General features: G+C 70.4%; 19 protein-coding genes. 13 read left to right on the top strand and 6 right to left on the bottom strand.

All coding sequences use genetic code 11. From position 1 onward, the window contains the following. Positions 1-19: 19 nt before the first annotated feature. From tsaB to groL, 7 genes are all read left to right on the top strand, one after another. Positions 20-955: a tRNA (adenosine(37)-N6)-threonylcarbamoyltransferase complex dimerization subunit type 1 TsaB gene (gene tsaB, locus FSYMDG_RS19295; RefSeq protein ID WP_013875072.1), complete on the top strand. Its 936-nt coding sequence runs from the start codon at positions 20-22 to the stop codon at positions 953-955. Positions 956-1,109: 154 nt separating this feature from the next. Continuing rightward, positions 1,110-1,817: a ribosomal protein S18-alanine N-acetyltransferase gene (gene rimI, locus FSYMDG_RS19290; RefSeq protein WP_013875071.1), complete on the top strand. Its 708-nt coding sequence runs from the start codon at positions 1,110-1,112 to the stop codon at positions 1,815-1,817. Next, positions 1,814-2,845: a tRNA (adenosine(37)-N6)-threonylcarbamoyltransferase complex transferase subunit TsaD gene (gene tsaD / locus FSYMDG_RS19285; RefSeq protein ID WP_013875070.1), complete on the top strand. Its 1,032-nt coding sequence runs from the start codon at positions 1,814-1,816 to the stop codon at positions 2,843-2,845. Before rimI ends, tsaD begins: the two co-directional genes overlap by 4 nt. A 167-nt stretch (positions 2,846-3,012) precedes the next feature. Continuing rightward, positions 3,013-3,348, top strand: coding sequence for a hypothetical protein (locus FSYMDG_RS19280; protein WP_237702863.1), 336 nt, complete (start codon positions 3,013-3,015; stop codon positions 3,346-3,348). Next, positions 3,345-4,310, top strand: a complete 966-nt coding sequence (locus FSYMDG_RS19275) for a UDP-glucuronic acid decarboxylase family protein (RefSeq protein ID WP_013875068.1) — start codon at positions 3,345-3,347, stop codon at positions 4,308-4,310. The genes FSYMDG_RS19280 and FSYMDG_RS19275 overlap by 4 nt, the downstream gene beginning before the upstream one ends. Positions 4,311-4,528: 218 nt before the next feature. Beyond that, positions 4,529-4,837, top strand: a complete 309-nt coding sequence (gene groES, locus FSYMDG_RS19270) for a co-chaperone GroES (RefSeq protein WP_043604033.1) — start codon at positions 4,529-4,531, stop codon at positions 4,835-4,837. 342 nt (positions 4,838-5,179) lie between these two features. Next, the gene (gene groL, locus FSYMDG_RS19265; protein ID WP_013875066.1) at positions 5,180-6,823 is read left to right on the top strand and encodes a chaperonin GroEL; all 1,644 of its coding nucleotides are present in this window, start codon (positions 5,180-5,182) and stop codon (positions 6,821-6,823) included. Between the two features lie 544 nt (positions 6,824-7,367). On the opposite strand, the gene FSYMDG_RS24890 is transcribed toward groL, so the two are convergent. Continuing rightward, positions 7,368-7,700 carry a WhiB family transcriptional regulator gene (locus FSYMDG_RS24890; protein WP_013875065.1) on the bottom strand — a complete coding sequence of 111 codons (333 nt, stop codon included), beginning with the start codon at positions 7,698-7,700 and terminating at the stop codon, positions 7,368-7,370. Between the two features lie 153 nt (positions 7,701-7,853). On the opposite strand from FSYMDG_RS24890, the gene FSYMDG_RS27615 reads away from it, so the two are divergent. Continuing rightward, on the top strand, positions 7,854-9,074 hold the full coding sequence (locus FSYMDG_RS27615) for a MerR family transcriptional regulator (RefSeq protein ID WP_013875064.1): 1,221 nt from the start codon (positions 7,854-7,856) through the stop codon (positions 9,072-9,074). Between the two features lie 334 nt (positions 9,075-9,408). Here FSYMDG_RS27615 and FSYMDG_RS19250 read toward each other — a convergent pair whose 3' ends face one another. Continuing rightward, positions 9,409-9,825, bottom strand: coding sequence for a DUF5319 domain-containing protein (locus tag FSYMDG_RS19250; RefSeq protein WP_013875063.1), 417 nt, complete (start codon positions 9,823-9,825; stop codon positions 9,409-9,411). 641 nt (positions 9,826-10,466) lie between these two features. On the opposite strand from FSYMDG_RS19250, the gene guaB reads away from it, so the two are divergent. The 5 genes from guaB to FSYMDG_RS19225 all read left to right on the top strand — a co-directional run bounded on the left by guaB (position 10,467) and on the right by FSYMDG_RS19225 (position 19,871). Then, entirely contained in the window at positions 10,467-12,017 is a 1,551-nt protein-coding gene (gene guaB, locus FSYMDG_RS19245; protein ID WP_013875062.1) for an IMP dehydrogenase, read from the top strand. A 186-nt stretch (positions 12,018-12,203) separates the two neighbouring features. Next, positions 12,204-13,322 carry a GuaB3 family IMP dehydrogenase-related protein gene (locus FSYMDG_RS19240; RefSeq protein WP_013875061.1) on the top strand — a complete coding sequence of 373 codons (1,119 nt, stop codon included), beginning with the start codon at positions 12,204-12,206 and terminating at the stop codon, positions 13,320-13,322. A gap of 221 nt (positions 13,323-13,543) precedes the next feature. Then, a complete protein-coding gene (locus tag FSYMDG_RS19235) occupies positions 13,544-14,734 on the top strand; it encodes a hypothetical protein (protein ID WP_013875060.1) in 1,191 nt (396 codons plus the stop codon). 362 nt (positions 14,735-15,096) lie between these two features. Beyond that, entirely contained in the window at positions 15,097-18,033 is a 2,937-nt protein-coding gene (locus tag FSYMDG_RS19230; protein ID WP_013875059.1) for a hypothetical protein, read from the top strand. Positions 18,034-18,509: 476 nt separating this feature from the next. Next, entirely contained in the window at positions 18,510-19,871 is a 1,362-nt protein-coding gene (locus FSYMDG_RS19225) for an ABC transporter substrate-binding protein (RefSeq protein ID WP_083828358.1), read from the top strand. Positions 19,872-20,019: 148 nt separating this feature from the next. Here the strand turns inward: FSYMDG_RS19225 and FSYMDG_RS19220 are convergent, their stop codons facing one another. The 4 genes from FSYMDG_RS19220 to FSYMDG_RS19205 are packed head-to-tail and all read right to left on the bottom strand — an operon-like array spanning position 20,020 to position 25,141. Further along, positions 20,020-20,616: a GTP-binding protein gene (locus FSYMDG_RS19220; protein WP_013875057.1), complete on the bottom strand. Its 597-nt coding sequence runs from the start codon at positions 20,614-20,616 to the stop codon at positions 20,020-20,022. After that, entirely contained in the window at positions 20,597-20,956 is a 360-nt protein-coding gene (locus tag FSYMDG_RS19215; RefSeq protein ID WP_013875056.1) for a DUF742 domain-containing protein, read from the bottom strand. The genes FSYMDG_RS19220 and FSYMDG_RS19215 overlap by 20 nt, the downstream gene beginning before the upstream one ends. A 25-nt stretch (positions 20,957-20,981) precedes the next feature. After that, on the bottom strand, positions 20,982-21,404 hold the full coding sequence (locus tag FSYMDG_RS19210) for a roadblock/LC7 domain-containing protein (RefSeq protein WP_013875055.1): 423 nt from the start codon (positions 21,402-21,404) through the stop codon (positions 20,982-20,984). Beyond that, on the bottom strand, positions 21,401-25,141 hold the full coding sequence (locus FSYMDG_RS19205; RefSeq protein WP_050803591.1) for a nitrate- and nitrite sensing domain-containing protein: 3,741 nt from the start codon (positions 25,139-25,141) through the stop codon (positions 21,401-21,403). Before FSYMDG_RS19205 ends, FSYMDG_RS19210 begins: the two co-directional genes overlap by 4 nt. Between the last annotated feature and the right edge of the window lie 33 nt (positions 25,142-25,174).

The raw sequence follows: 25,174 nt of genomic DNA, 5'->3' as shown, positions 1-25,174 counted from the left end.
ACCAGCTAGGCTGGCGGACGTGCTGCTCATCGCTCTTGACACGGCGACACCCGCCTGCTCCGTCGCGCTCGTCGACGTAGCTCACGGGTACCCGCCCGGCTTGTCGGACGCGGCAGCCACGCCGGCCACGGCCGGACAGCCCGCGGTGACCGAGGCCGACGGGTCCGAGGCGAGGGCGGTCGTGGGAGGGCAGGCCGTCGTCGTGACGGGCCGGGCGGCGCGCCAGGTCGTCGATCCGCGACGGCATGCCGAACTGCTCGTACCGCTGGTCCGGGAGGTTCTCGACGAGGCGGCGGTACGTCCCGCCGATCTCGACGGCGTGGTGGTGGGCCTCGGGCCCGGCCCGTTCACGAGCCTGCGGGTGGGGGTGGTGACCGCGGGGGCATTCGCGGACGCTCTCGGTAAGCCCGCCTATGGCATCTGTTCGCTCGACGGTGTCGGCGCCGGCCTCACGGGCCGGGTGGCCGTGGCGACCGACGCGCGACGCCGTGAGGTCTACTGGGCGGTCTACGCGGACGGCGCACGCGTCGCTGGGCCCTTCGTGGACCGGCCGCGGGCCGTCGTCGACGCGCTGCGCGAGATGTCCGCCAGCCGGCTGGTCGGCCCGGGAGCGGCGCTGTACCCGGACGTGTTCGCCGACCTCGCAGGCCCCGGCCCGCATCCGTGGCCGGCCTCCACTCCGGCTTCCGCTCCGGCCTCCGCAACGGGCGCACGGACCGGCGCGGGCCCGGATACACGCGCTGGTACAGGCTCCGGAACGCGGAGCGGCGCGGGCCCGGGCCAGACTCCCGGGCCGCCGCGAACGGCCGATCCCGGCTACCCCTCGCCGGTCGTTCTCGCCCGGTTGGCCGCCGCCGACGTTCTCGCCCGCCGGCCGCCAGCACCGCTGGTCCCGCTGTACCTGCGCCGGCCGGACGCGGCCGAGCCACACCCGCCAAAGGCGGTCGCCGTATGAGTGCCCGGGCGAGGCATCCGAACGCCCGGATGAGGAGCGGCCGTGCGCGGTGGTCATGTGACATGAAGGATCATCGAGCGTGTACGGCTGTCCTGACGCACCGGCTGTCCGATCATCGGAGTGCCCTCACCTGGGCCCCACCCGGAGAGCGATCGTGAATTCCCCCATTCCGCCGGATGACACGGACAATCTTCAGCAGACCGGGAACAACGTTCCCATCACCGACGATGTTCGTCTGGACGCGAGAAGCCCGCGTGACGTGGCCGCCCCCCGGGACGCAGACGGCGTTCCTGGGGATGTCTCCGTCCCCGGGAACGGCGCCGCTCCCGCCGCGGACGCTGTTCGGCGCGGTCAGGTCGGCCAGGTCGTGTTCGAGCCACTGCGCTGGTGGCATCTTGGCGACATCGTCGTCCTGGAACGGAAGATCTTCGCCGAGGACGCGTGGACGCCCGAGCTGTTCTGGTCCGAGCTGGCCCAGGGCGCGGCGCGGCACTATCTGACCGCCGTCCGCGACGACCAGATCATCGGTTATGGAGGGCTCGCGGTACACGACGACGAGTCCTACATACAGACCCTCGGGGTCGCCGCGGACGCCCGTGGCCGCGGTGTCGCCACCCGGCTGCTGGTCGCGCTGCTGCGCCACGCCCGCACCCGGGACGCCCGCCGCTGCGAGCTGGAGGTACGCACCGACAACGCCGTGGCCCAGTCTCTGTACCGGCGGCTGGGGTTCGTCGAGCTCGGGGTACGCAGGGGCTACTACCAGCCGTCCGGGGCCGACGCCTACGTGATGTCGGCCGACCGAATACACACCGGTGACTACGGCAGGATGTTGGACGCGGCCGAGCAGGCGGTGTCGAGGTGAGCGGGCGCCGCGCCGGGGACGCGCCGCTGGTGCTGGGGATCGAGACCTCCTGCGACGAGACCGGGGTGGGCCTGGTCCGCGGCGGGGTGCTGCTCGCGGACACGCTCGCCTCCTCCGTCGACGAGCACGCCCGTTACGGCGGGGTCATCCCCGAGATCGCCGCCCGCGCACACCTCGAGGCGATGGTGCCCACGGTGGACCGGGCGCTGTCCCAGGCGGGGCTGCGCCACCGCGACGTGGACGCGGTCGCGGTCACCGCCGGTCCTGGCCTCGCCGGTGCGCTGCTGGTCGGGGTGGCGGCGGCCAAGGCGTACGCGCTCGCGCTCGGCGTCCCGCTCCACGGCGTCCATCATCTGGCCGCGCACGTGGCGGTCGACACCCTTGAGCACGGGCCGCTGCCAGGGCCGTCGATCGCGCTGCTGGTCTCCGGCGGGCACTCGTCGCTGCTGCTCGTCCCGGATCTCGCCCGCGGCGAGGTGAACTCGCTCGGAGCGACCGTCGACGACGCCGCCGGTGAGGCGTACGACAAGGTCGCCCGGCTGCTGGGCATGCCGTTCCCGGGCGGCCCGCCCATCGACCGGGCGGCTCGCGACGGCAGCCCGACGATCCCCTTCCCGCGTGCCAAGGCGGCCGACGGCACCTTCGACTTCTCCTTCAGCGGGCTGAAGACGGCGGTGGCCCGGTGGGTGGAGGCGCGGGGGCGGGCCGGTGAGCCGGTGCCCGTCGCCGACGTCGCCGCGTCCTTCCAGGAGGCGGTCGTGGACGTGCTGACCGCGAAGTCGGTCGCGGCCTGCCGGGCCCACGGCGTGGACACGCTGGTGGTCGGCGGCGGGGTGGCGGCGAACAGCCGGCTGCGGGCCCTGGCGGAGGCCCGCTGCGAGGCCGCCGGCATCACGCTGCGGGTACCCCGGCCCGGGCTGTGCACCGACAACGGCGCGATGGTCGCGGCCCTCGGCTCCCTCCAGGTCGAGGCTGGTGTGCCCCCGTCCCCCCTGGACATCCCCGCCTCCTCGACCCTCCCGTTCTGACCGGGCCGCTTCCCGCGTGACGTGACTGTTGCCTGCGGGAGAGGGGAGACGCGGACGCCTGCCAGGGTCGCGGATCGGCGCGGACAGAGCGCGGACAGAGCATGGTGGCGGACGGTTGCCTGGTTGGTGTTTTCGGTCACACGCCGCTCTGGTCGAAGATGGATGCTGTGGCTGGTGTGACGCGTATGTGGGAGGCGCGGGCGGCGCCAGGGCGGGTGGACGAGCTGGTGGGCTGGCTCGGTCAGGCCCTGGCGGGTACCGCGGCGGAGATCTACCGGGGGGTCGGCGACAACAGCGACGTCGTGGTGGTCCTTTTCCACCCGTTCGGGACCGGGCCCTCGGCGGCTGCTCCGGTGGAGGCCGGTGGCGCGACGCGGCGTGATCACGCGTCCGTTGTCGCGAACATTCCATCGGGGCTGCTCGCGCGTTCGGGACAGGCATGGGACTTTGAGCGCGTATCGTCACCCGGACCGGATATCAGTGACCGGTGGGGAGACCGATGAAAAGAAGCGTTGTCACCGGCGGTGCCGGCTTTCTGGGATCACACCTGTGCGAACGGCTGCTCGACGAGGGTCATGCGGTCGTCTGCCTGGACAACTTCATCACCGGGACCCCGGCGAATGTCGCGCATCTGACCGGGCACGAGCACTTCCGACTCGTCCGCTGTGATGTGACTGATTATGTTCATATTGCTGGCTCGGTCGACTATGTGCTGCATTTTGCGTCACCGGCGAGCCCCATTGACTACCTGAATCTACCGATTCACACCCTGAAGGTCGGTTCGATCGGCACCCTGCACGCTCTCGGTCTCGCCAAGGAGAAACGGGCGCGGTTCGTGCTGGCGTCCACCTCGGAGGTCTATGGGGATCCGCAGATCCATCCGCAGTCGGAGGACTACTGGGGCCATGTCAACCCGGTGGGGCCGCGGGGCGTGTACGACGAGGCGAAAAGGTTCGGCGAGGCGCTCACCATGGCCTACCGGCGCAGTCACGGCGTGGATGCCGGAATTATCCGGATCTTCAATACCCATGGGCCGCGGATGCGCCCCAACGACGGCCGGGCGATTCCCACCTTCGCGACCCAGGCACTGCGCGGTGAACCCATCACCGTCGCCGGTGACGGAAGTCAGACCCGGTCGATCATATATGTCGACGACCTGGTGGAGGGAATCGTGCGGATGACGTTTTCCGGTCATCCCGGCCCGATGAACATCGGTAATCCGCACGAGCTGCCCATTCTTGAGCTCGCGCAGCTGGTCCGCGAGGTGGTCAAGAGCGAGTCTCCCATCACGTTCGTTCCTCGTCCCGAGGACGATCCGACGGTCCGTCAGCCCGACATCTCCCTGGCCCGGCGGATCCTGGGCTGGGAGCCTGCCGTCGACCTGCGCAGCGGGCTCGACAGCACGGTCTCCTGGTTCCGTGAGCATCCGGACGTCGCCCGCCCGGACGTCGACCGACCAGGCTGACGGAACCCCGGCCAGGTTGGCGGGACCGCTGCCCCGCTGCTGCCCCGTCGTCGCGCGGGCCGCTCTTGACAGTTCTGGCCGTGTTGGTTGACGTGGGCGGGACGGGTGCTAAGTTGGCACTCGGCACGTGAGAGTGCCAGCGACGACAGGCGCCTGTTCACCCGCGACGGCAGGCCGCCAGGGTCGCTCTCTCATCCAGCGCAGGAAGGGGGAGGTCGATCGTGACGACCGCCACCAAGGTTGCGATCAAGCCGCTCGAAGATCGCATTGTCGTACAGCCGTCCGATGCCGAGCAGACCACCGCGTCGGGCATTGTGATCCCGGACACGGCCAAGGAGAAGCCGCAGGAGGGCACTGTCCTCGCGGTGGGCCCAGGCCGTTTCGAGGATGGCAAGCGGGTCCCGCTCGACGTCAAGGTCGGCGATGTCGTGCTGTACAGCAAGTATGGCGGCACCGAGGTCAAGTACGCCGGCGAAGAGTACCTGGTTCTCTCCGCTCGCGACGTTCTGGCGATCATCGAGAAGTAGGTATCCGGCAAGGATCCTCAAGGGCGTGTTTCGCCAGCCCGGACGGCACCCGGGCGATATTCGGACGATATGCACAGCTGTACCCGTCCGTATTCGTCCATATGCATCTGTATGCAGCTGTTCGTCCGGATCGGCGAAACACGCCCGCTCGCCATCGGGCCGTGCCCGGTGGGCATCGGTCGATGCGGACGGCTGTCGTCCAGGCGCCGATTCGCGCGATCTGACGATCCACCGGACCCGGCCCAGGGCCACCAGGGTGCACGATCACGGCTTTCCGCGCGTGCCCGGGGGCCCGAAGGGATTCCAGGGCACGCCCTGAGCCGGTTCGGGAGGACCACCTAAATGCCCAAGATCCTGTCGTTCGGCGAGGACGCCCGCCATGCCCTTGAACATGGTGTGGACGCCCTCGCGGACGCTGTGAAGGTGACGATCGGCCCGCGTGGCCGCAACGTCGTCATCGACAAGTCCTACGGCGCGCCGACGATCACCAATGACGGGGTGACGATCGCGCGTGAGGTCGAGCTGACCGACCCCAACGAGAACCTGGGTGCGCAGCTCGCCAAGGAAGTCGCCACCAAGACCAACGACGTCGCCGGCGACGGCACCACCACCGCCACCGTCCTCGCGCAGGCGCTGGTCCGCAGCGGTCTGCGCCAGGTGGTGGCCGGGGCGCCGCCGCTGGCGCTTAAGATCGGTATCGAGGCCGCTGTCGAGGCCGTCTCGAAGGCCCTGCTGGAGCAGGCCATCGAGGTCGACTCGAAAGAGGTCATCGCCCACGTCGCCGCCATCTCGGCGCAGGACACGAAGGTCGGCGAGCTGATCGCCGAGGCGATCGACCGGATCGGCAAGGACGGTGTGATCACCGTCGAGGAGAGCCAGACCCTGGGCCTGGAACTCGAGCTCACCGAGGGGCTGCAGTTCGACAAGGGCTACATCTCCCCGTACTTCGTCAGTGACGCCGACCGCATGGAGGCCGTCCTCGAGGACGCCTACGTGCTGCTGTATCCCGGCAAGATCAGCGTGCTGAGCGACATCCTCCCGCTGCTCGAGAAGGTGGTGGAGGCCCGCAAGCCGCTGTTGATCATCGCCGAGGACGTCGAGGGTGAGGCGCTGTCGACCCTGGTCGTCAACGCCGTCCGCAAGACCTTCCAGGTCGTCGCGGTCAAGGCCCCCGGTTTCGGCGACCGGCGCAAGGCGATCCTGCAGGACATCGCCGTGCTCACCGGCGGGCAGGTCGTCGCCTCCGAGGTGGGCCTGAAGGTCGACTCCGTCGGCTTGGACGACCTCGGCCGGGCTCGCCGGATCGTCGTCGACAAGGACAGCACGACCATCATCGACGGCTTCGGTAACGAGGCGAGCGTTGCCGACCGGGTCCGCCAGCTCCACAGCGAGATCGAGACCACCGACTCGGACTGGGACCGCGAGAAGCTGCAGGAGCGGGTCGCCAAGCTCGCCGGCGGGGTCGCGGTGATCACGGTCGGCGCGGCCACCGAGGTCGAGCTCAAGGAGAAGAAGCACCGTCTGGAAGACGCTGTCTCGGCCACCCGCGCCGCGGTGGAGGAGGGCATCGTCGCCGGTGGCGGGTCGGCTCTGGTGCACGCGGCCGCGGCGCTCGCCGACGGCCTGGGCCGCACCGGGGACGAACTGGCCGGAGTGCGCATCGTCCGGGACGCGCTCGACGCCCCGCTGATCTGGATCGCGCGCAACGCCGGTCACGAAGGTGCAGTGATCGTCTCCAAGGTCAAGGAGCAGCCGGTCGGCAGCGGTTTCAACGCCGCTCGCGGCGAGTTCACCAACCTGATCGCGGACGGCGTGGTCGACCCGGTGAAGGTGACCAGGTCAGCCGTGGTGAACGCCGCGTCGATCGCTGCGCTGCTCATCACGACCGAGAGCCTGGTCACGGAGAAGCCGGCCAAGCCCGAGGCGGAGGCCGGCCACGGCCACAGCCACGGTGGGCACTCGCACTCGCACGGACCGGCGTTCTGACCGTGCGGAACCGCCCACGGCCGTATGCCGCCTCCGCTGGGCACACGGCCTGAGCGGTACGGGCAGCCGCCAGTACGAGTTCTGATCGATACAGGTCCCTTACCGGTAGGGAGTCACCGGCAAAGGAACCACCGGCAAAGACCTGTCGGTAAGGGACCTGTCGGTAAGGGGCCTGTCCCCACCCCCAGGCTCCAGGGATCTTCTCCCCGGAGCCTGGATGCCCCGGCACCGTCTGTCTCCGGCGTACGGAACGCCGGAGACAGACGGCAACGCCGGAGGCGACGCCGCGAAGACAGCATCGTGAAATACGCGTCAGAGGCCCGGTAGGACGACACTGACCGTCCTGCCGGGCCTCTGACGCGTTCGCCGTGGGTCCCCGCGGCGCGGTGGTCACACATCGCGGGTGGTCCACTCGGTGGGGTCGCCTTGTCCGTACATCTCGCTACGAGAGCGCGGACGCCGCGGGCACCGGCCCGGCCCGGCGATCACCGTGATCGTGGCCGCGCCGGCCGTGCCAGTTGTGATCACGGATGCCCCGGCATGCTCAGCACGCCGGGGCGAGCCCCGGGCGGGCCGGACTGTGCCGCCCCGCTCCGCGCCGTGTTCGGCCGGTCAGGATGGCCTCCCGCTCGGATTCGCTGAGCCCGCCCCACACCCCGTAGGGCTCGCGAGCCTGCAGGGCGTGCTCCGCGCATGCCTGGATCACGGGACACCGCGCGCAGACGGCCTTGGCGGCCGCCTCGCGGGCCGCGCGGGCCGGGCCTCGCTCCCCTTCTGGGTGGAAGAAGAGCTCGGTGCTCTCCCCACGGCAGGCGCCGTGAAGCTGCCACTCCCACTTCTCGGCACCGGGGCCTGGAAGTCGTCGGACGTCGGTCATCGGCCTGAGCCCCCCTCTCAACCATGGGCGGCTGGCGCCGCAGCTACACCGTAGTACCGCGCCATATGTTGTTCAACATTGAGAATCACTCGACGCGTAGTCGTTCGGAGCCGGTTCGTCGCCAAGTTGTGGGTACGGTCGCCGAGAGCCACCATGAGCGCTGTGACCCCCTCCCCGGACCCGGCGGAGCGCAATCCGCGGTACACCGTCGCCGCGGTTGCCCGACGGCTGGGTATCGCGCCCGCGACCCTGCGTACCTGGAACCGCCGGTACGGGCTCGGTCCGGCCGACCATGTTTCCGGTACCCGTCGCAGGTACGACCCACACGACCTGGCCCGGCTGGAGTTCATGTGCCGTCTCACCCAGGCCGGGATCGCGCCGGCGGAGGCGGCCCGCATGGCCAGGAGCGCGCTTCCCGAGGACCTGCCGGAACCGCGGTGGCCGGCGCCACTGCGACAGGTCGAAAGTGAGACACGTTCCGTAGCCGGCGCCGATCAGCCGGACGGGCCTGACGTCCAGGAAGCCGGTCAGCCGCGTACCGGCCGGCCGGTCGTGATCTCGATCTCCTCCGGCGACGGCCGTGGCACCGTCGGGAACATCTCCGCGCCCGCCGTCATCGCCGGGCCGGCTGCGAATGCTGTCGGCCCGGCGGCAGACGGCCCGGTGGCGGACCTGGTCGGGTCCGACCGCGTGGCCGAGGCGGGCGTGGCCGAGGCGGGCATGGCCGAAGCGAGAGGGTCGGGTGGCCGGGTGCTGTCGCTGGCGGGTGCCGGCATCGCAGCCCGCGGCCTCGCCCGCGCGGCCATGGCGCTCGACTCGTCCGCGGTGACCCGCATCCTGGCCCAGGCGGTCGAGACCGACGGTGTGGTCGCGGCCTGGCAGGACCTGGCGTGCCCGGTGCTCGCCGCCGTCGGCCGACGATGGGAGCTACGCGGTGACGCGGTCGACGTCGAGCATCTGCTCAGCGAGTGCGTCGCGACGGTTTTCCGCCGGGTGGCAGACCGTGACATGGACGCCCACGCCCGTCCGGTGCTGCTCGCGTGCGCTCCGGACGAGCGGCACAGCCTTGCCCTCAACGCGGTCGCGGCCGGGCTGGCCGAACGGGGGATACCCGCCCGTGTCCTCGGTGCCGCTGTACCGGCCGCCGCGCTGCGGACCGCGGTCGTACGTACCGGTCCGGCCGCGGTGTTCCTCTGGTCCCAGCGCCGAGCCTCGGCGGACGCTCAGGTGTGGCGCGACTTACCGACGACCCGGCCGTCGACGTCGATCGTGGTGGGGGGCCCCGGCTGGCGCGGGGCGATCGTCGCGCCGCAGGTCCGCTGCGCGCAGTCCCTGCCCGAAGCGCTCGATCTCCTCACTCCTTCCCTGGGATGAAGAAGCGGTCCTGGGACGAACGAAGCGGTCCTGGGACGGAGAAGTGGCCCTGGGACGAATGACGCGGTTCCCTGGGTGAGGAAGCGCTTCCCCGGTGTGAAGAAGCAGACCTGGTTGTGAAGAAGCAGAACGCCCACTGGTTCTGCCGCTGCCGCGTCCTCTGATCGGCGGTTTTGGAGGGCGGGCCGGCTGTTGGCGGGCACGGCGGGCAGACGTGAGCAAGGATGCGGATCCGATGCCGTTCCGGCAGCGACAGGCTCAGATCGTTGCGAGCGCTCTCATGCCTGGGCGGAAGCGCGTCGAAAGAAGGCCAGGGGAGAAGGGGCGGGGGCGGTCAGCGGGAGTCGGCTTCCGATGCCTCGCTCGTCTCGTAGACACCGTCGGCGTAGCCGCGCGCGTAGTCCCAACTGACGTAGCAGGAGGGATCCGGGGCGTAGGCGGGTTCGTGCACTCGGGTGCGGCCCTCGTCGAGCAGATGGCGCAGATTGCCGGTGAGAAGATCCCAGCTGAAGAAGTGCGGTTCCGCGCATCCTTCGCAGTCGACGACGAGACCGCGGTAGCCGCGGGGTTCCAGCAGGGTCCGGAAAACGTCGAGATCGCCGAGTTCGGCGAGCACCTCCTCGCGTTCCTGCGGCGACAGAGGCTCCAGCAGATCGCTGTCCTCGACCGGGTCCAGACGGGCGAGTTCTGCGGTCGGATCCTCGGGGTCGCCCCCGAAGGGGTCGAGAGGCTCGTTGCTCACGCCGACCACGCTACGCCGGACTGGGCCCCTTAGTGGTCCCGATCGGCGACCCCAGGCGCTGGTGTGTGCCCGTATCGCCTCTTTACCGCGGCTACGGACCGTTTCGGGTACGCCGTATCGCGAGCCGGTTCCGAAGAATGATCAGTGCGCTGTGTGGCAGCCCGCGGCCGTGCGGCCTTTGGCCGGAGCACGTTCCTGACGTCTTCGGACACGTGAAAAATCATGATCGAGTGTTCTTTGGCCTAGCATGTAGAGCTTGAAGCTCGTACTGATGGCCTGCCGCTCCGGGCGGCCCGCTGGTCGCGCCGGTCGCGGCGCTGCGGGTCGGCGCCGGTGGTTGCGGCGTGGGGCCTGGTGGGAGCCGGTCGGTACGGGCCGGCCACGGCAGGGTCGGTCCACGGAGCCGGGCTACGGAGCCGAGCCACGCCGGCTGGCGCCGCGGCCGAGTGGGCTGTCACGCCAGGGCCGGGAAGGCCAGGCCGAGAAGATGACGGCCGGGAGAGCTATGGCCGGGCGGACGGCGGCTGGGAAGGCAACGGCCGCCGAGAAGGCAACGGCAACGGCCGGGAAGGCCTGGGAAGGCGCGGTCGGGAGTGCCGTGCGGGTGCGGTGCCGGCACGGCGAACAACAAAGGGTGAACGGAAGGTGTCATGAACAGTCCCATTGTCCGGCCGGCCGTGTCTGATCCGGAGTCGGTGCTGCCAACGAAGCTGGCCACGCTGGGGCTGACCTTCGACGACGTACTGCTGCTCCCGGCGGAATCGGACATCATGCCGTCGGAGGCGGACACGTCCACGTGGTTGTCCCGCCATATCCGGCTTGCCATTCCGATGCTGTCCTCGGCGATGGACACCGTCACCGAGTCGCGGATGGCGATCGCGATGGCCCGCCAGGGCGGAGTGGGCGTGCTGCACCGGAATCTTTCCGTGGACGACCAGGCGCAGCAGGTCGACATGGTGAAGCGTTCCGAATCGGGAATGATCACCTCTCCGATCACCTGCGGCCCGGACGCCACCATCGACGAGGCCAACGAGTTGATGGCTCGTTACCGGATATCCGGCGTTCCGGTGACCGAGTCCGACGGCCGGCTCCTCGGCATCGTGACCAACCGTGACATCCGGTTCGAGCGGGACCATTCCCGGTCGGTGCGTGACGTGATGACGCCGATGCCGCTCGTCACGGCGCCGGTGGGTGTGTCGGCCGACGACGCGCTGGCTCTGCTGCGGCGGCACAAGATCGAAAAACTTCCCCTGGTGGACGACCGGGGCCGCCTGCGCGGTCTGATCACCGTCAAGGACTTCACCAAGCGCGAGCAGTACCCGCGGGCGACCAAGGACGCCGACGGCCGGCTGGTGGTCGGCGCCGCCATCGGGGTGGGGGAGGACGCCTACAAGCGCGCCCAGGCCCTGGTGCGCGCGGCGGTCGACTTCCTGGTCGTCGACACCGCCCACGGCCATTCCCGGGCGGTGCTGGACATGGTGCGCTGCATCAAGGCCGACCTGCCGACCAGGGCCGACGGCAGCCCCCTCGACGTCATCGCCGGCAACGTCGCGACCGCGGACGGCGCCCGCGCGCTGGTGGAGGCGGGCGCCGACGCCATCAAGGTGGGGGTCGGGCCCGGCTCGATCTGCACCACGCGGGTGGTGGCCGGGGTCGGCGTGCCGCAGATCACCGCGATCTACGAGTGCGCACAGGTCGCCCGGGAGCACGGCATCCCGGTGATCGGCGACGGTGGGATGCAGTACTCCGGGGACATCGCCAAGGCGATCGCGGTCGGGGCGGACACGGTGATGCTCGGCAGCCTGCTGGCCGGCGTCGACGAGAGCCCCGGCGAGCTGATCTTCATCAACGGCAAGCAGTACAAGGCATACCGCGGGATGGGGTCGCTGGGCGCGATGCGCAGCCGGGGCACCACCACCTCCTACTCGAAGGACCGCTACTTCCAGGACGATGTCCTCTCCGACGACAAGCTCGTGCCGGAGGGCATCGAGGGGCAGGTCCCGTACCGGGGGCCGCTGGCCGCGGTGGCCCATCAGCTCGTCGGCGGCCTGCGGGCGGCCATGGGGTACACCGGCTCGCCGACGATCGCCGCCCTGCAACGGGACGCCCGGCTCGTGCGCATCACCGCCGCGGGCCTGAAGGAGAGCCACCCGCACGACATCCAGATGACCGTCGAAGCACCGAACTACAACTCGCGGTGACGCACGCGCCGTCCCGAGGAGCGGGCCGGTGGTCCCGCCCTTCGGGACGGGCCGGCTGCGCCCCGCTGGGAGGGCACCACCGGTGATGCCACTGGGAGGATGCCATCGATGACGCCGGTGGACCGATGACGTCGGTGGGAGGATGTTGCCGGTGGAGGGACCCGGTGGCACCGGTGAGAGGACACAGTGGCTGAGGTCGAGATCGGTATCGGTAAGAGCGGTCGGGTCGGCTTCGGCCTGGACGCCCTGGGCATCGTGCCGTCGAGGCGCACGCGCGACCCCGCGGACGTCTCGCTGGCCTGGGAGATCGACGCCTACCGTTTCGACCTGCCGGTGGTGGGCGCGCCCGCGGACGCGGTGACCTCACCGGCCACCGCCGTCGAGCTGGGCAACATCGGCGGCCTCGGCATCGTCCACGTCGAAGGGCTGTGGAGCCGGCACGAGGAGCCGGAGCCGCTGCTGGCGGAGATCGCCACCCTCGGCCCGGACGCGGCCGGCCGGCGGCTGCGGGAGCTCTACACCGCGCCGATCCGGCCCGAACTGGTCGTCAAACGGCTGACGGAGATCCGGGGCGCCGGTGTGGTCGCGGCCGCCGCGCTGCGCCCGCAACGGGTCGACACGCTGTACCCGTTCCTGCTCGAGGCCGGGGTCGACCTGCTCGTCATCCACGCGACGGCGGTATCGGCCGAGCACCAGTCGAAACGGAGTGAGCCGCTGAACCTCAAACGGTTCATCGGCGAGATCGACGTGCCCGTGCTGGTGGGCGGCTGCGCGTCCTTCTCGACCGCCCTGCACCTGATGCGCACCGGGGCCGCCGGTGTGATCGTCGGGGTCGGCCCCGGCGGCGCGGACACGACCAGGGCGGTGCTCGGGGTCGGCGTCCCGATGGCAACCGCGATCGCGGACGCGGCCGGCGCGCGCATGCGCTACCTGGACGAGTCCGGCGGCCGGTACGTCCACGTCATCGCGCACGGAGGTGTGCGCACCGGCGGGGATATCGCCAAGGCCATCGCCTGCGGGGCCGACGCGGTCATGCTCGACAAGCCGCTGGCCGCCGCCGCCGAGGCGCCCGGGCGCGGCGGCTACTGGTCCATGGACCTGCTGCACTCCCGCCTGCCGCGAGGCACCTGGGAGCCGGTCGCGGTCGCCGGAACGCTGCGGGAGATCCTGCTGGGCCCCGCGTCGGTGAACCCCGGCACGCTCAACCTCGCCGGGGCGCTGCGGACCGCGATGGCGACGACCGGCTACGCGACGCTCAAGGAACTGCAGAAGGCCGACGTGCTGGTCACCGGGTCACCCTGCTGATCCGCTGCCGGCCTCTCCCGCGTCTGTGACGTCCACCGGTGGTCGGAACTATCGAACTACCATGGACATTTCGGACCGGTCCCGAATTCGGGTGAAGTCCGCTTCCGACGGCATGATGGCCGTCTTCGGGCCCACCTGGAAAATCCTCGCGACCTCCGGTGAAGATCGCTACGGGCAGCATGGCACCCTGGAACCGTCTGTTCTGGTCCGAAGGATGACACATGCGCATCGACGAGCACGGTCGCTGGGTCAGCGATGATGGTTCGTACGTCTGGGACGAGGCAGCCCAGACGTGGCAGCTGTCAGCGGCGTATCCCACCGAGTCCACGATTACCGGTTCCGATACCGGTTCGGGCGATGCCGGTGTCACCGGCGGCACCGCCATCGGTGGCGATGCCGCGGTCACCACGACCGGGGAGTTCGCGCCGGGATATCTGGCGCTGGACACGTCGGGCTGGTCCGTCCTGGACGGGACGCTGTCGCCGGGCGCGGCCCACTTGGAGTCGGGGCCAGGGCCGGTGCGGGACGGCACCCCGCAGAGCACGCAGACGGTCGTCGACCTCCCGCAGCCGGGTGGGTTGGACAGCTGGCTGCTTCCGGGCGATGACATCTCGTCGCAGGGCGCTGACATCCTGGCCAACACGGGTGGGCTGGACATCGCGGCCGCCCACGGGGCCGCCTGGCAGAGCTATCCGCTCGGGCCCGCCGACCCGGGAACGGGGCCGGTAACGGCCGTCGGCACCGTCGTCGCCCCGAGCACAGGGGAGATCGCGCCGTCCGGGGCCAGCGTCCGAGGGCTGTCCGAGCCGTTCGGTGTGGTGGACGTCATCGCGCTCGGGCCCGCCCGGGACGGCGCTCTGCCCGGCACCGACACCGGTGCCATCGCCCTGGGATCCCATCCGCGGGCCTCGACCGGCGCGCACCGGCAGCACCGCAAGCGCCGGGCCGGTGGCCGGGCATCGACACCTCGGCCCGAGGCGGACGGCGACAGTGCCGTCCCGGGGCCGGACCGGCCGCTGACCCGGCGCCTGTCGTCCGTCGCGGCGTTACCGCGTCGCGTGCTGATCGCCGCCGCGGTGGTGGTGCTGCTCCTGGTCGGCGTCGGTGGCTACCTGGCCCTGGGCGGCGACGACGGGGACGCTGTGACCAACGCGCCCGTCAACACCGTCGAGGGCGCTTCGCCGGATACGGTGGCCGCCCGGCCCGCACAGTACAGCGAGGCGCTGCGCGCGGACTATCTGCGGGAGTGCATGCAGGTCAGCCACGGGCTGCAGGCCTACTGCACGTGCACGCTGGAGAAGCTGGAGGCCAACTATCCGCAGGATCAGTACGAACAGTTCAACAAGAGCGTGAACTCGCCGGAGACGACCAGGATCGTCCAGGAGATCTCCGACCAGTGCGTGAGCGTCTGATGACGGCGAGCTGTGGTGTAGGCTGCATTCGTCCATATTTCCAGTGTTTCATGGCGTGCGGGCTTTCGTGGGCACCTGGCTCGTGGGTGCCTGGTTCGTGGGCACCTGGGCCGTCTCTGATGGATGTTGATCGATGCGGACGGTGATCCAGGTAGCCTCCGGCGGGGTGGAGAGCAGTGGCGTCCCTGCGGGGATCCCCGTGCGGCGCGAAACAGCGGATGGGGGGCGTGCAATAGCGGAGCTATTGGTGACGATGACAACACGGCGAGTGTTTGTCTGGGTGTCGCCCGTGCGGGCGAGCATCCATCGGGCACGGCCTACGCCCTTTACCCGGACGACTACCTGGACCTGGGGGGCAGGACATGCCCACCCACGGGCTCGGGGCGAGCGACGATGACGCGTGGGCGTGGGACGCCGTCGCCGGGGCGTGGCGTCCATCGACGGCAGCCGGTGACGCGGGCGGCCCGGTGACCGGCCCCGCGGACCGTTCCGGAGCGTCGGGCCGGCGTGCGGACGACTTCTTCGCGGTCGAGCGGGTCGGGGAGGCTGACGACCGCTCCGAGCCGTCCTTCCCGCCGGTTCCGGACAGGTCCGGCGCCCAGGATCCAACCGGCCAGGGGTGGCGCGATCGTCCCTTCCCCGCTCCTGACCCGTTCGACGTCTCCGCCAGTCATGAGCGGCCGGCCCTGCCCGCCTACCCGTTCCAGCCGGCTTCTCCGTTCCAACCGCCCCCGCCCGACCACCCGCGGCCCGGCTGGCTGCCGGGCGGTGATGATTCTGCGATGGGCACGACGACCGGCGGCTACGGCGGTGGGCGCTGGGGGCTGTCCGTGGATGGCAGCGATCGTGCCGGCGCCGCCCAGCGCGACACCGGCCCGCCCGTCGCCGCGGACGGATTCGCCGGTTATGGCGGCCCCGCCGGCCAGAGCCCCGCCGGTCAGGGCCAGAGCCCCACCGGCCAGGGTCCGGTGGGCCAGAGCCCCGCGGGTCAGGGCGCAGGTCATCCCTGGCAGTCCGCTCCGGGGCCGGCGAACGGGAACGGCACCGGGCCGGACGGCTATCAGCCTGGCGTCCTGCGCGGTTTCGCTCCGCATTACCCCGATGCCCGTGGTTCCACCGACGGTTATCGGACCCGTCCGCGTGACGACGGGCCCGCCTCCCCGCCCGCGGGTGGCGCTTTCTCCTTTGGTGGTCAGTCCGACCAGCGTCTGTTCGACACGGGCGCCCCCGGGCCGGACGGCCGTCGGCCCGGGGGCCCGCAGCCGTTGCCCGGCCGGGCGTCACCGGCCGCCCTACCACCGGCCGCCCTGCCGCCGGCGGGTATGCCGTCGGCGGGTATGCCGTCGGACGACGGTTTCGGGGGGAGCGCCGGTTCCCCGCCGGCCCGTGGCCCGGCCGGGTACGGCGCCCCTGGCTCCGCCGGTAACGGCGTGCCGAACCCCAACGGCGTTGGGGACCGTTACGGAAGCGACCATCCGGCGAACGGTTACGGGTTGGCGGGCCACCAGGCCGGCTACCCACCGCTCATGGGCACTGATCGTGAGCTTCCGGCCCGTCAACCGGACACCACCGGGCCGGGAGACGGATCGACTTCCTACCTGATGGGCGGCTCGTTCAGGGCGGCACAGCCCCGTGATCGCGGACGGGTACCTCCCGCTGGGCCGAACCCGCCGCCTCCCGATCGGGCCGGCCCCCCGGACGCAGGGCCGGCCGCGACAGCCGGCAGCCCGGCTCCGAGCGGCTACGGGGCAGGCGGATATCCCGGTTCCGGGGCCGCCAGAGCCCTCGTTCGTGGTGCCGGCGTGAACGACGATGCACCGGTTGCTCCTGGCACATCCCGGCCAACTGCCGGGAGAGTGGACGGCGGCAACGACCGGGCCGTGCTTCTCCCGCCGACCTACCGGGACCCGGCCGCGGCCACCACGGCCGAGTCGTCCGTTCCCGCCCGGCCGCACCCACGTACCGCTCCCAGGCCGCCGTCGGCGATACCCGGGGCCAGGACGCCCGGGGGCGGTCTGCCGGGCGAGGCGGCCTTCGCGGACCCGGCCGCCGCGGCGTCCTCCGCCGCCGGATCGATGGAGCGCACCGACATCGTGCCACGGGTCACCGACGCCGCACGGCCGAGGACGTCGCGTGACGGTATGCCGTCATCTCCGGCCGTGCCGCCCGGGGTGCTGGGACAGTCGCTGGCGGAGATGACCGCGACGCTGTCGAGGATCGGGTCCGTGCCGGACACCGGCTCGCGTGATGCCGGCTCGCGTGATGCCGGCTCGCGTGATGCCGGCTCGCGTGATGCCGGCTCGCGTGATGCCGGCTCGCGTGACATCGGCTCGCGTGATGCCGGCTCGCGTGATGCCGGCTCGCGTGACATCGGCTCGCGTGACATCGGCTCGCGTGATGCCGGCTCGCGTGACACCGGTCCCGATGACGACGACGGGGGCTGGAAGCCGTCCACTTCTGTCCGTAAGAAGGTGGGCCGGCCGGGTACGGCGACGGCGCGGGTTCCCTCCCCGGGTGGTGCTTCCACGGACACCGGGGCGCGGGGGCCGGAGCAGCACTCGACGGCGTCCGGGGCCGCGAAACGGCCGGCCGTCCGACTGTCCAGCCGGCCGGACAGCCGGCGCGGTGGGCCGGATCCCGGTGACGACATCGACGATGTGGACGACGTCGACGACGTCGACGACGTCGACGACGACGGCAGCGGCGGCCCCGGCTCGGGGCTGCTGGCGCGTTATCGGCGTGGGTGGACCGGCCCGTTGATTGTCGCGGTGCTGGTGTCCCTGGTCGCGGTCGGGCTGTACGCCCTGCTGTCGGGCGGGGCGGAGGATCTTCCCGTGGGGGCTCCGGAGGACCCGGCGGATCCCGGCGTCACCGCCGCGGCGTCCTCGGCCGGGGGCGCGCCGACGCCGGCCACGAGCAATCCGGACGCCGCGGCCGGTCGGGCGCTGGTCGACGGCACCTACCGCTGCTATCGGACGGCCGACGGCGACCAGCCGGCCGACGGGGCTGCCTCGGCCGACAACCGGAATTCCCAGGCGTCCGCGGCACTGCCGAACAAGTTCGTCGTGCCACGCGAGAGCGGTAGCTACCGCTGGGATGACCAGCAGGGTACCTACTCGATCACAAAGAACAGTCTGAGTACCGATACCGTGATTTTTACCGACGTCCGGTTCGCCGACGGTCCGCTCAAGGACATCAAGGCGCTGTTCATCAACCGGGTGGGCGCTGGCGACGCCGGGAAGGACGGCGCTTTCCTGACCTTCAAGGACGGATCGAACCGGTGGTGTGCGATCAATTAGGCTCCGAGCCCGGGAAAAATAGTGATCATGTGTTCGCCGACTGGCCTGGAGAACGCCGGCCGGCGTTCTCCAGCCGGTATCCCGGGCCGGCGGAGCCTGCTCCCGCCGGCTTCAGCCGGTGGGCCGAACAGGAACCTTCCGTTCCCGATCTGGTCTGCTGCGTGTCGACCGGGACCCAGCGCCCGGGTTTGAACCGGCGTGCGGCAGGATCAGGACCCATGCTCCACTCTGACCGCCCGACACGTACTGGACGGGGACGACCTGGCGTCGACGGCCCCGAAGCGACCGGCCCGGGCAGGCCGTTTCCCGCGGCCCGGGGATGCGAGCCTTCCGGGCCCGGTGAGTTTTCCGGGCCTTCCGGACCTTCCGGATCACTCGTCGGGCCTCCCGTACCGGTTCCGCTGCCGTGGCAGGAATCCCGGACGCGGGCGGCGGAGCCCGGCGCGGGGAAGAAACCGGACCAGATTGCCCACCAGATGCCCCAGCAGGTTCCTCCCGGCGCCGTGGACCGTTCCGGTGATGCCGGTGGGCGTTTCCTTAGCCGCCGCACACTGCTGACCCTGGCTGGCGTGGCGACCGCCGGGGTACCCCTTGCCGCCTGTGGCGGCTCCGGGAGCGGGTCGAAGGCGAACCGGGTCATCAGGATCGGCTATGTGAGCCCGCAGACGGGGGCGCTGTCCGCCTTCGGCGCCGCGGACAGGTACGTCACCGACACCATCCGGGCCTTCTTCGACCGCCAGGGCGGAATGACCATCGGCGCGCGCACCTATCCGGTTGAGATCATCGTCCGGGACAGCCAGTCCGACCAGAACCGTGCGGCCCAGGCCGCCGGCGACCTGATTTACACCGACCGGGTGGACATCATCCTCGTCGCCTCCACACCGGAGACCACCAACCCGGTCTCGGACCAGTGCGAGGCGAACGAGATGCCGTGCATTTCCACGGCCGCTCCCTGGCAGTCGTGGTTCAACGGACGTGGTGGCGACCCGGCCCGCCCGTTCAAGTGGACCTATCACTTCTTCTGGGGCCTTGAGGACGTGACCAGGGTCTACCGGAACATGTGGGGCCAGTTGCCCAGCAACAAGAAGGTCGGTGCGCTCTGGCCGGACGACTCCGACGGCAGGACGTTCGCCGACGGCACCATCGGGTTTCCGCCCGTGATAGCCACCGCGGGCTACACGCTCGTGAAGCCTCCGGTCTTTCCCACCGGGACGTCGGACTTCGGCCCCCAGCTGAGGGTGTTCAAGCAGGCGGGCGTGGACATCCTGACCGGTGTGCTGACACCGGGCGACTTCCAGATCTTCTGGAAGCAGGCGGTGTCGATGGACTTCAGCCCGAAGATCGTCACGGTCGCCAAGGGGCTGCTGTTCCCGCGCTCCGTCCAGGCCCTCGGCCAGGACGGCAACAACCTCGGCACCGAGGTCTGGTGGTCGCCCTACCACCGGTTCAAAAGCTCGTTGACGGGGGCCACTCCGGAGACGCTCGCCAAGGACTTCACGGACAGGACCGGCACCCCCTGGGTGCAGACCCTCGGCTTCGTGCACGCCCTCTACGAACTCGCCACGGAGGCGTTGGCCCAGGTCGGCTCGCCCGACGACCGGGCGGGCCTGGCGGCGGCGATCGGGAAGCTGCGTACCAACACGATCGTGGGGGAGATCGGCTTCGGCGGCTCGGCCGACATCCCCAAGAACGTGGCGAAGACGCCGCTGGTCGGGGGACAGTGGCGGACGGAGGGCACCGGCTACAGCCTGGTCATCGTCGGCGACGATTCGATCAAGAACATTGCCGTGCAGCCAGGCAGGCTGCTGCCATACACCAGGGCCGTCCAGGGGACCTGAGAACAGCTCCCGTCCGCTCGACCGCCTCCTGGCGGGGACAGCCGGACGCGGTGAACCGGGCCGATCGGTGAACCGGGCCGATACTGTCGGCCCGGTTCACCGCGAGGACGATATGCGCGCGCCGGGCCGGTGCCGCCCGAGCGGCGGATCAGGTCCTGGCCACCGCTCGTGACATCGTGTGCTCGACCACCGCGATCAGTGCGCTTTTCGTCGAGTAACGGTTACGCGCGTCGCAGGTGATGATCGGTATGCTCGGGTTGATCTGCAGAGCTTCCCGGACGTCGTCTATGGAATGCCGCAGGATTCCGTCGAAACAGTTCACTCCGACGACGAATGGCAACTGTCGCTGTTCGAAGTAGTCCACGGCCGCGAAACAGTCGGCGAGCCGCCGGGTGTCGGCGAGAACGATGGCACCGATAGCGCCCCGCACGATGTCGTCCCACATGAACCAGAACCGGTACTGTCCCGGCGTGCCGAACAGATAGAGGATCAGATCCTCGTCCAGGGAGACCCGGCCGAAGTCCATTGCGACCGTGGTCGTCGTCTTGTCGGCGAGGTGGGTCAGGTCGTCGACGTGTGCCCCGGCCTCGGTCATGACCGCCTCGGTCCGCAGGGGTACGATCTCGGACACCGAACCGACAAAAGTCGTCTTGCCGGCGCCGAAACCACCAGCAACGACGATCTTGACCGAAGTAGTGGCGACGGAGGAGTTGACCCGTCTGCGGTCAGAGCTTGCGAAGGCCACTGAGCACCCTTTCGAGCAGCGCGAGGTCCGGCGCCTCATCGCGGTCGGGTTGTTGGTGTACCCGGACGTAACCTTCGTCCGCCATGTCACCGACCAGCACCCTGGCGACTCCGAGGGGAACCCGCAGGCCGGCGGCGATCTCCGCAACTGATCGCACCTGCCGGCACATGGCGGCGATTGTCTGTTGTTCCAGGGCAAGTTGGATTGCCCGTTCCTCACCAAAGGACGTTGTGACGACAAGCGCCTCGATGGCGAGTTCGTATCGTGAACGCGTCCGACCACCGGTCATCGCGTAGGGACGGACAACCGGTCCCGGGGTATTCGCGGGATCGGTACTCACCCTGACCCCCTGTGCTCCTGTCGGTTCACCGCGGAAGGATCCCCTGTAGTTCGGCTCGTAGGGCAGGGGTGAGCACATCCGTGGTCCGGGTCACCAGCAGTGCCATCTCGTACCCCACAAGTCCGATGTCACATGACGGTGCGGCGAGAACCGCCATACTTGCCCCATCGCTGATCGCCATGATGAACAGGAACCCATGTTCCATCTCGACGACCGTCTGTGTCACGTTGCCTGCTTCAAAAACCCGGGCGGCGCCCTGGGTCAGGCTGACCAGACCCGACGCGACAGCGGCCAGTTGGTCCGCCCGGTCGCGTGGGAAACCGTCCGAGACCGCCAGCAGCAGGCCGTCCGCGGAAACCACCACGGTGTGCGCGACACCGGGAACTCTTTCGACGAAATTGTTGATCAACCAGTTGAGGTTCTGTGCGTCTGAGCTCATGGGCGTCACACTTCCTCCTGGGCGTTCCGACGAGAGCTGTGGGGGGTGTCCCTGACGACATCACGGGCCTGCCGAACACCCTGGTAGAAGCTGGCAAGCCGGCCACCGACCGCTTCGGGAGAGCGGGACGACCCCTCCGGCTGACGCCTTGGCGTGGTTTCAGCGCTGCCAGGTACCAGGTGTGTCATCGGGACACGCAATGGAAGACCGGCCCTGGTCGTCCCAGCGGGAGACGGCTGGCGGGCCGCTTCCGCGGCACGCCACCCGGCGTCAGCCGCGGACGACCATGATACGGATCCGGAATCCGGCGCGGCGGGCGCCGGACGGCTCGCCAACGGAACGGACTGGATGTCGGCGGGGCCGGCCGCGGCGGCCGGCAGCGGGGGTTCTCCCGGGACGGGCGACCAGCCGGGCACAGGGATGTCGGCGGGTGCCGGACCCTGAGGCCCGGGCCGGCCGGCTGGCGCCGGGTAGGGCGACGGCGGCCGGCCGATGTCACCGCTGGCGCTGACGTCGACCGGCCGAGCGGGCCGGCCGGCGGGCTCCGGTGGCCGCAAGTCACCACGCAGGCTGGCCGGGCCGCGGTGCGGGGCTGGTCCGGGACGGCCCAGCGGGGCAGCCGCCCTCGGTCGGCTCGGCAGCGAGTGCGGGGACGTCGGGGCGTGGCGTTGGAACCACGCGGAGACCGAATCGAAGATCGGGGTCGTGTCGTTGTCCTCGCCGTCCCGGTCGGCGGCTGCTTCCTCGGCCCCGTCGGTACGGGACGCCCGGTCGGCACCGTCGCCATAGGAGACGTCATCGCGATAGGACACATCGTCGCGATAAGAAACGTCGTCGCGGTAGGAAACGTCGTCGCGCGCGGCGGGCGCCCGCTCCGTCCTGAAGTCGGGACGGACGCCGCCGCCCGACGGGATGACCGTCGGCAGTTCTCCGGCCTGACCGCCGCCGGTGGGCTGGGAGTAGGCGGTGGGCGGGGGGGACAGCCGGTTGAACGGGGTCGTGTCGGGGCTGGGCGCGGCCGGTGCGCTGTCCGTGGCGGTCCGGCCTGTCGGTCCGGGCGGGGCCGCTCCGGTCAGGTCGATGCCGCCGGTGTCCAGGGAAGCCGAGCCGGCCGGATCCAGGTGCGCCGGGCCGGTGCGGCCGGCGAGGTCCAGGTAGGTCGCGCCGGTGTCCGGGCCGGTGGGGCCCGCCGCGCCCGGTCCCCGGGGGATCTCGTAGCCGCCGGTCTGGGGCTCACTCGGGAAGGGCGGATCGGCATTCGGCTGGCGGGCCGTGGTTCTGGGGATCTCCAGCGGGCCGGTGCCGGCGCCGAAGCCGCCACCGACGTCCGGCTGCTCCAGCCTGAACTCGTCGGGGCTGGTGGACCGCTCGTCCGCCGTGGTGCGGCCCGGGCCGCTTCCGTTCATGCCCGGTACGGGCAGGGACGGAGGTGCTTCGGAGCCATTGCGCGAACCGGGCGGATACGAGCCGTTGCCCTTTGGCAGGCTGTTTCCGTCGACGAACGTGTGGCCGTTGGACTCGCCGCGTGACATGCCGTTCGCCAGGGACATCCCGTCGAACCCCACCGTGCGGCCGTTGGACAGCGCCGGTGGCAGACCGTTGTCGAGCGCGGACCGGCCGACCGGGGGACGTCCGGTGGTCAGCGGCGCCGGGGGGCGTGCCGGCGTGCTCGGGGTCGCCTCACTGGCGACGACCTTGGCTGGCAGCCTTATCACGGCGGTGATCCCGCCGGAGGTCGATTCGCGGAGCTGGACGCGGATGCTGTGTCGGACGGCCAGCCGACCGACCGCGAACAGACCCATCGTGCGGGACACCGACACGTCGATGACGGGTGGGTTGGCCAGCCGTTCGTTGATGCGTTCGAGATCCTTGGCCGGCATTCCGATGCCGCGGTCCTCGATCTCGACTATCGCTCCGGCGCCAGGCCCCAGGGAGCGGCTGGCGACCTGTACCTCGGTCGCCGGCGGGGAGAAGGAGGTGGCGTTCTCCAACAGTTCGGCGATGAGGTGCACGACGTCGCTGACGGCGTTCCCGGTGATCGACACCGCGGCCGCCGCCATCTGCTTGACCCTCGTGTACTGCTCGACCTCGGAGATCGCGGCGAGGACGACCTCGTTGAGGGGGACGGGGTGGGTCCACCTGCGGGCCGTGTCGGTGCTGGCGAGCACCAGGAGGCTTTCGTTGTTCCGGCGCATACGGGTTGCCAGGTGGTCGAGCTTGAACAGGTTGGAGAGCTGGTCCGGGTCCTGCTCCCGGTTCTCCAGATCGTCGATGAGCCGCAGTTGCCGTTCGACCAGTCCCTGGCTGCGCCGGGACAGGTTGACGAACATGGCGTTGACGTTGTTCCGCAGCACGGCCTGTTCGGACGCGAGGCGGACGGCCTCCCGGTGGACCTCGTCGAACGCGCGGGCGACTTCACCGATTTCCTCGTCGGTGTTGATACCGACCGGTTCGACCTCGGTCTCGATGTCCTGTTCGGTGGAGTCGCGCAGCCGGCGGACCGACTCGGGCAGCCGGCGGCCGGCGACGTCGAGCGCGGCCGCGCGCAGCCCGAGCAGGGGGCGTACCAGGGAGCGGGCAACGATCATGGCGGCGAGCAGGGCGGCCGTCAGGATGAAGACGATGAGCAGACCGGAGAGCAGCGCCCGGCGTTGGATACCCGACCGCAGCGTCTCGACGCGGTCCTCGGTGTTGTTGTACAGGGAGTCGACGATCCTGCTGTTGAGGTCCATCGTGGCCTGGGTCGACTGCAGCCATTTCAGGTTGTCGAGCTCGAGCGACTGCCCGACCCGTCCTGTCAGGACGCCCTGTACCTCGTTGCTGGTCTCCGCGACGTCCTGACCGACGAGCGTCTCCCGGTACACCCTGGCCTGGTCCGGGTTGGCCACCGCCTCGAAACGGGAGATCTGGGTTTCGCGTTCCGTGCTCAGACCGACGAACAGCCGGTAGTCGGTGCTGTCGAAACGTCCCTGCTGGATGGTGCCGTGGATGAGGGACTGCTGGGCGGCCAGGCGTTCCCGCGCGCGGATGACGGCGTCGAGGGCCTCCACGTCGGCGTTCAGCGCGGCGTCGTCCTGGCCCTGCGGGATGAGCGACACCAGGCTGACGAGGCTGTTGATCATCCCGGTGTAGGCCACCTGGACGGAGCTCGACGAGGCCAGCGTCAACGCGGTCTCGCGCACGTTCGTCCGGTGCGACAGCCGGTCCGTGATCGACTGGAGTACCGTCCGGGTCTGCTCGGTGAAGGCGTTCTGCTGGCCCCGGACACTCTGCTCGTACTGCCGGGCCGCCTCGTCAACCTGTGTCCGCACCGTTTTGATGCGCTCGGGGGAGCGGAAGCCCGACAGGGGCGTGCCGCGTGAGGCGATATAGCCGACCGTATAGGTGCGTTCCTGTTCCAATGCGGACACCAGTGCCGTGGCGGCGCGGCTTATCTTCACCATGTCCTGGGCACGGTTGACGTCCCGGGTGCTGGTCAGCACGCTGTTGGCGCCCATCGCGGCGTTGGCCAGGATCGCGATGATCGGGACCGCGAGAATCGCGATCAGCTTGGTACGGACCCGCCAGTTCGCCGGCGCACCGAGCAGCGCTCTTATGCGTCGTATACCGCCTGGGTCCCGTGACGTGATGGCTGGGGCGTCGACGCGGGGCCCGCCGTCATCGGCGGACCGCTCCGGCTCCTGCGGTGTGACCTCGCCCGCCGGGGGAGCGTCGATGCCCGTGCCGGCTATCGGTTGTCTGCGCACGTACCTTCGCAACCTCTCCGCCAGCCTCCCGGA

The organism is Candidatus Protofrankia datiscae (assembly GCF_000177615.2).
Taxonomy (GTDB): Bacteria; Actinomycetota; Actinomycetes; order Frankiales; family Frankiaceae; genus Protofrankia; species Protofrankia coriariae.
This window is presented reverse-complemented; position numbering and strand designations above follow the sequence as displayed.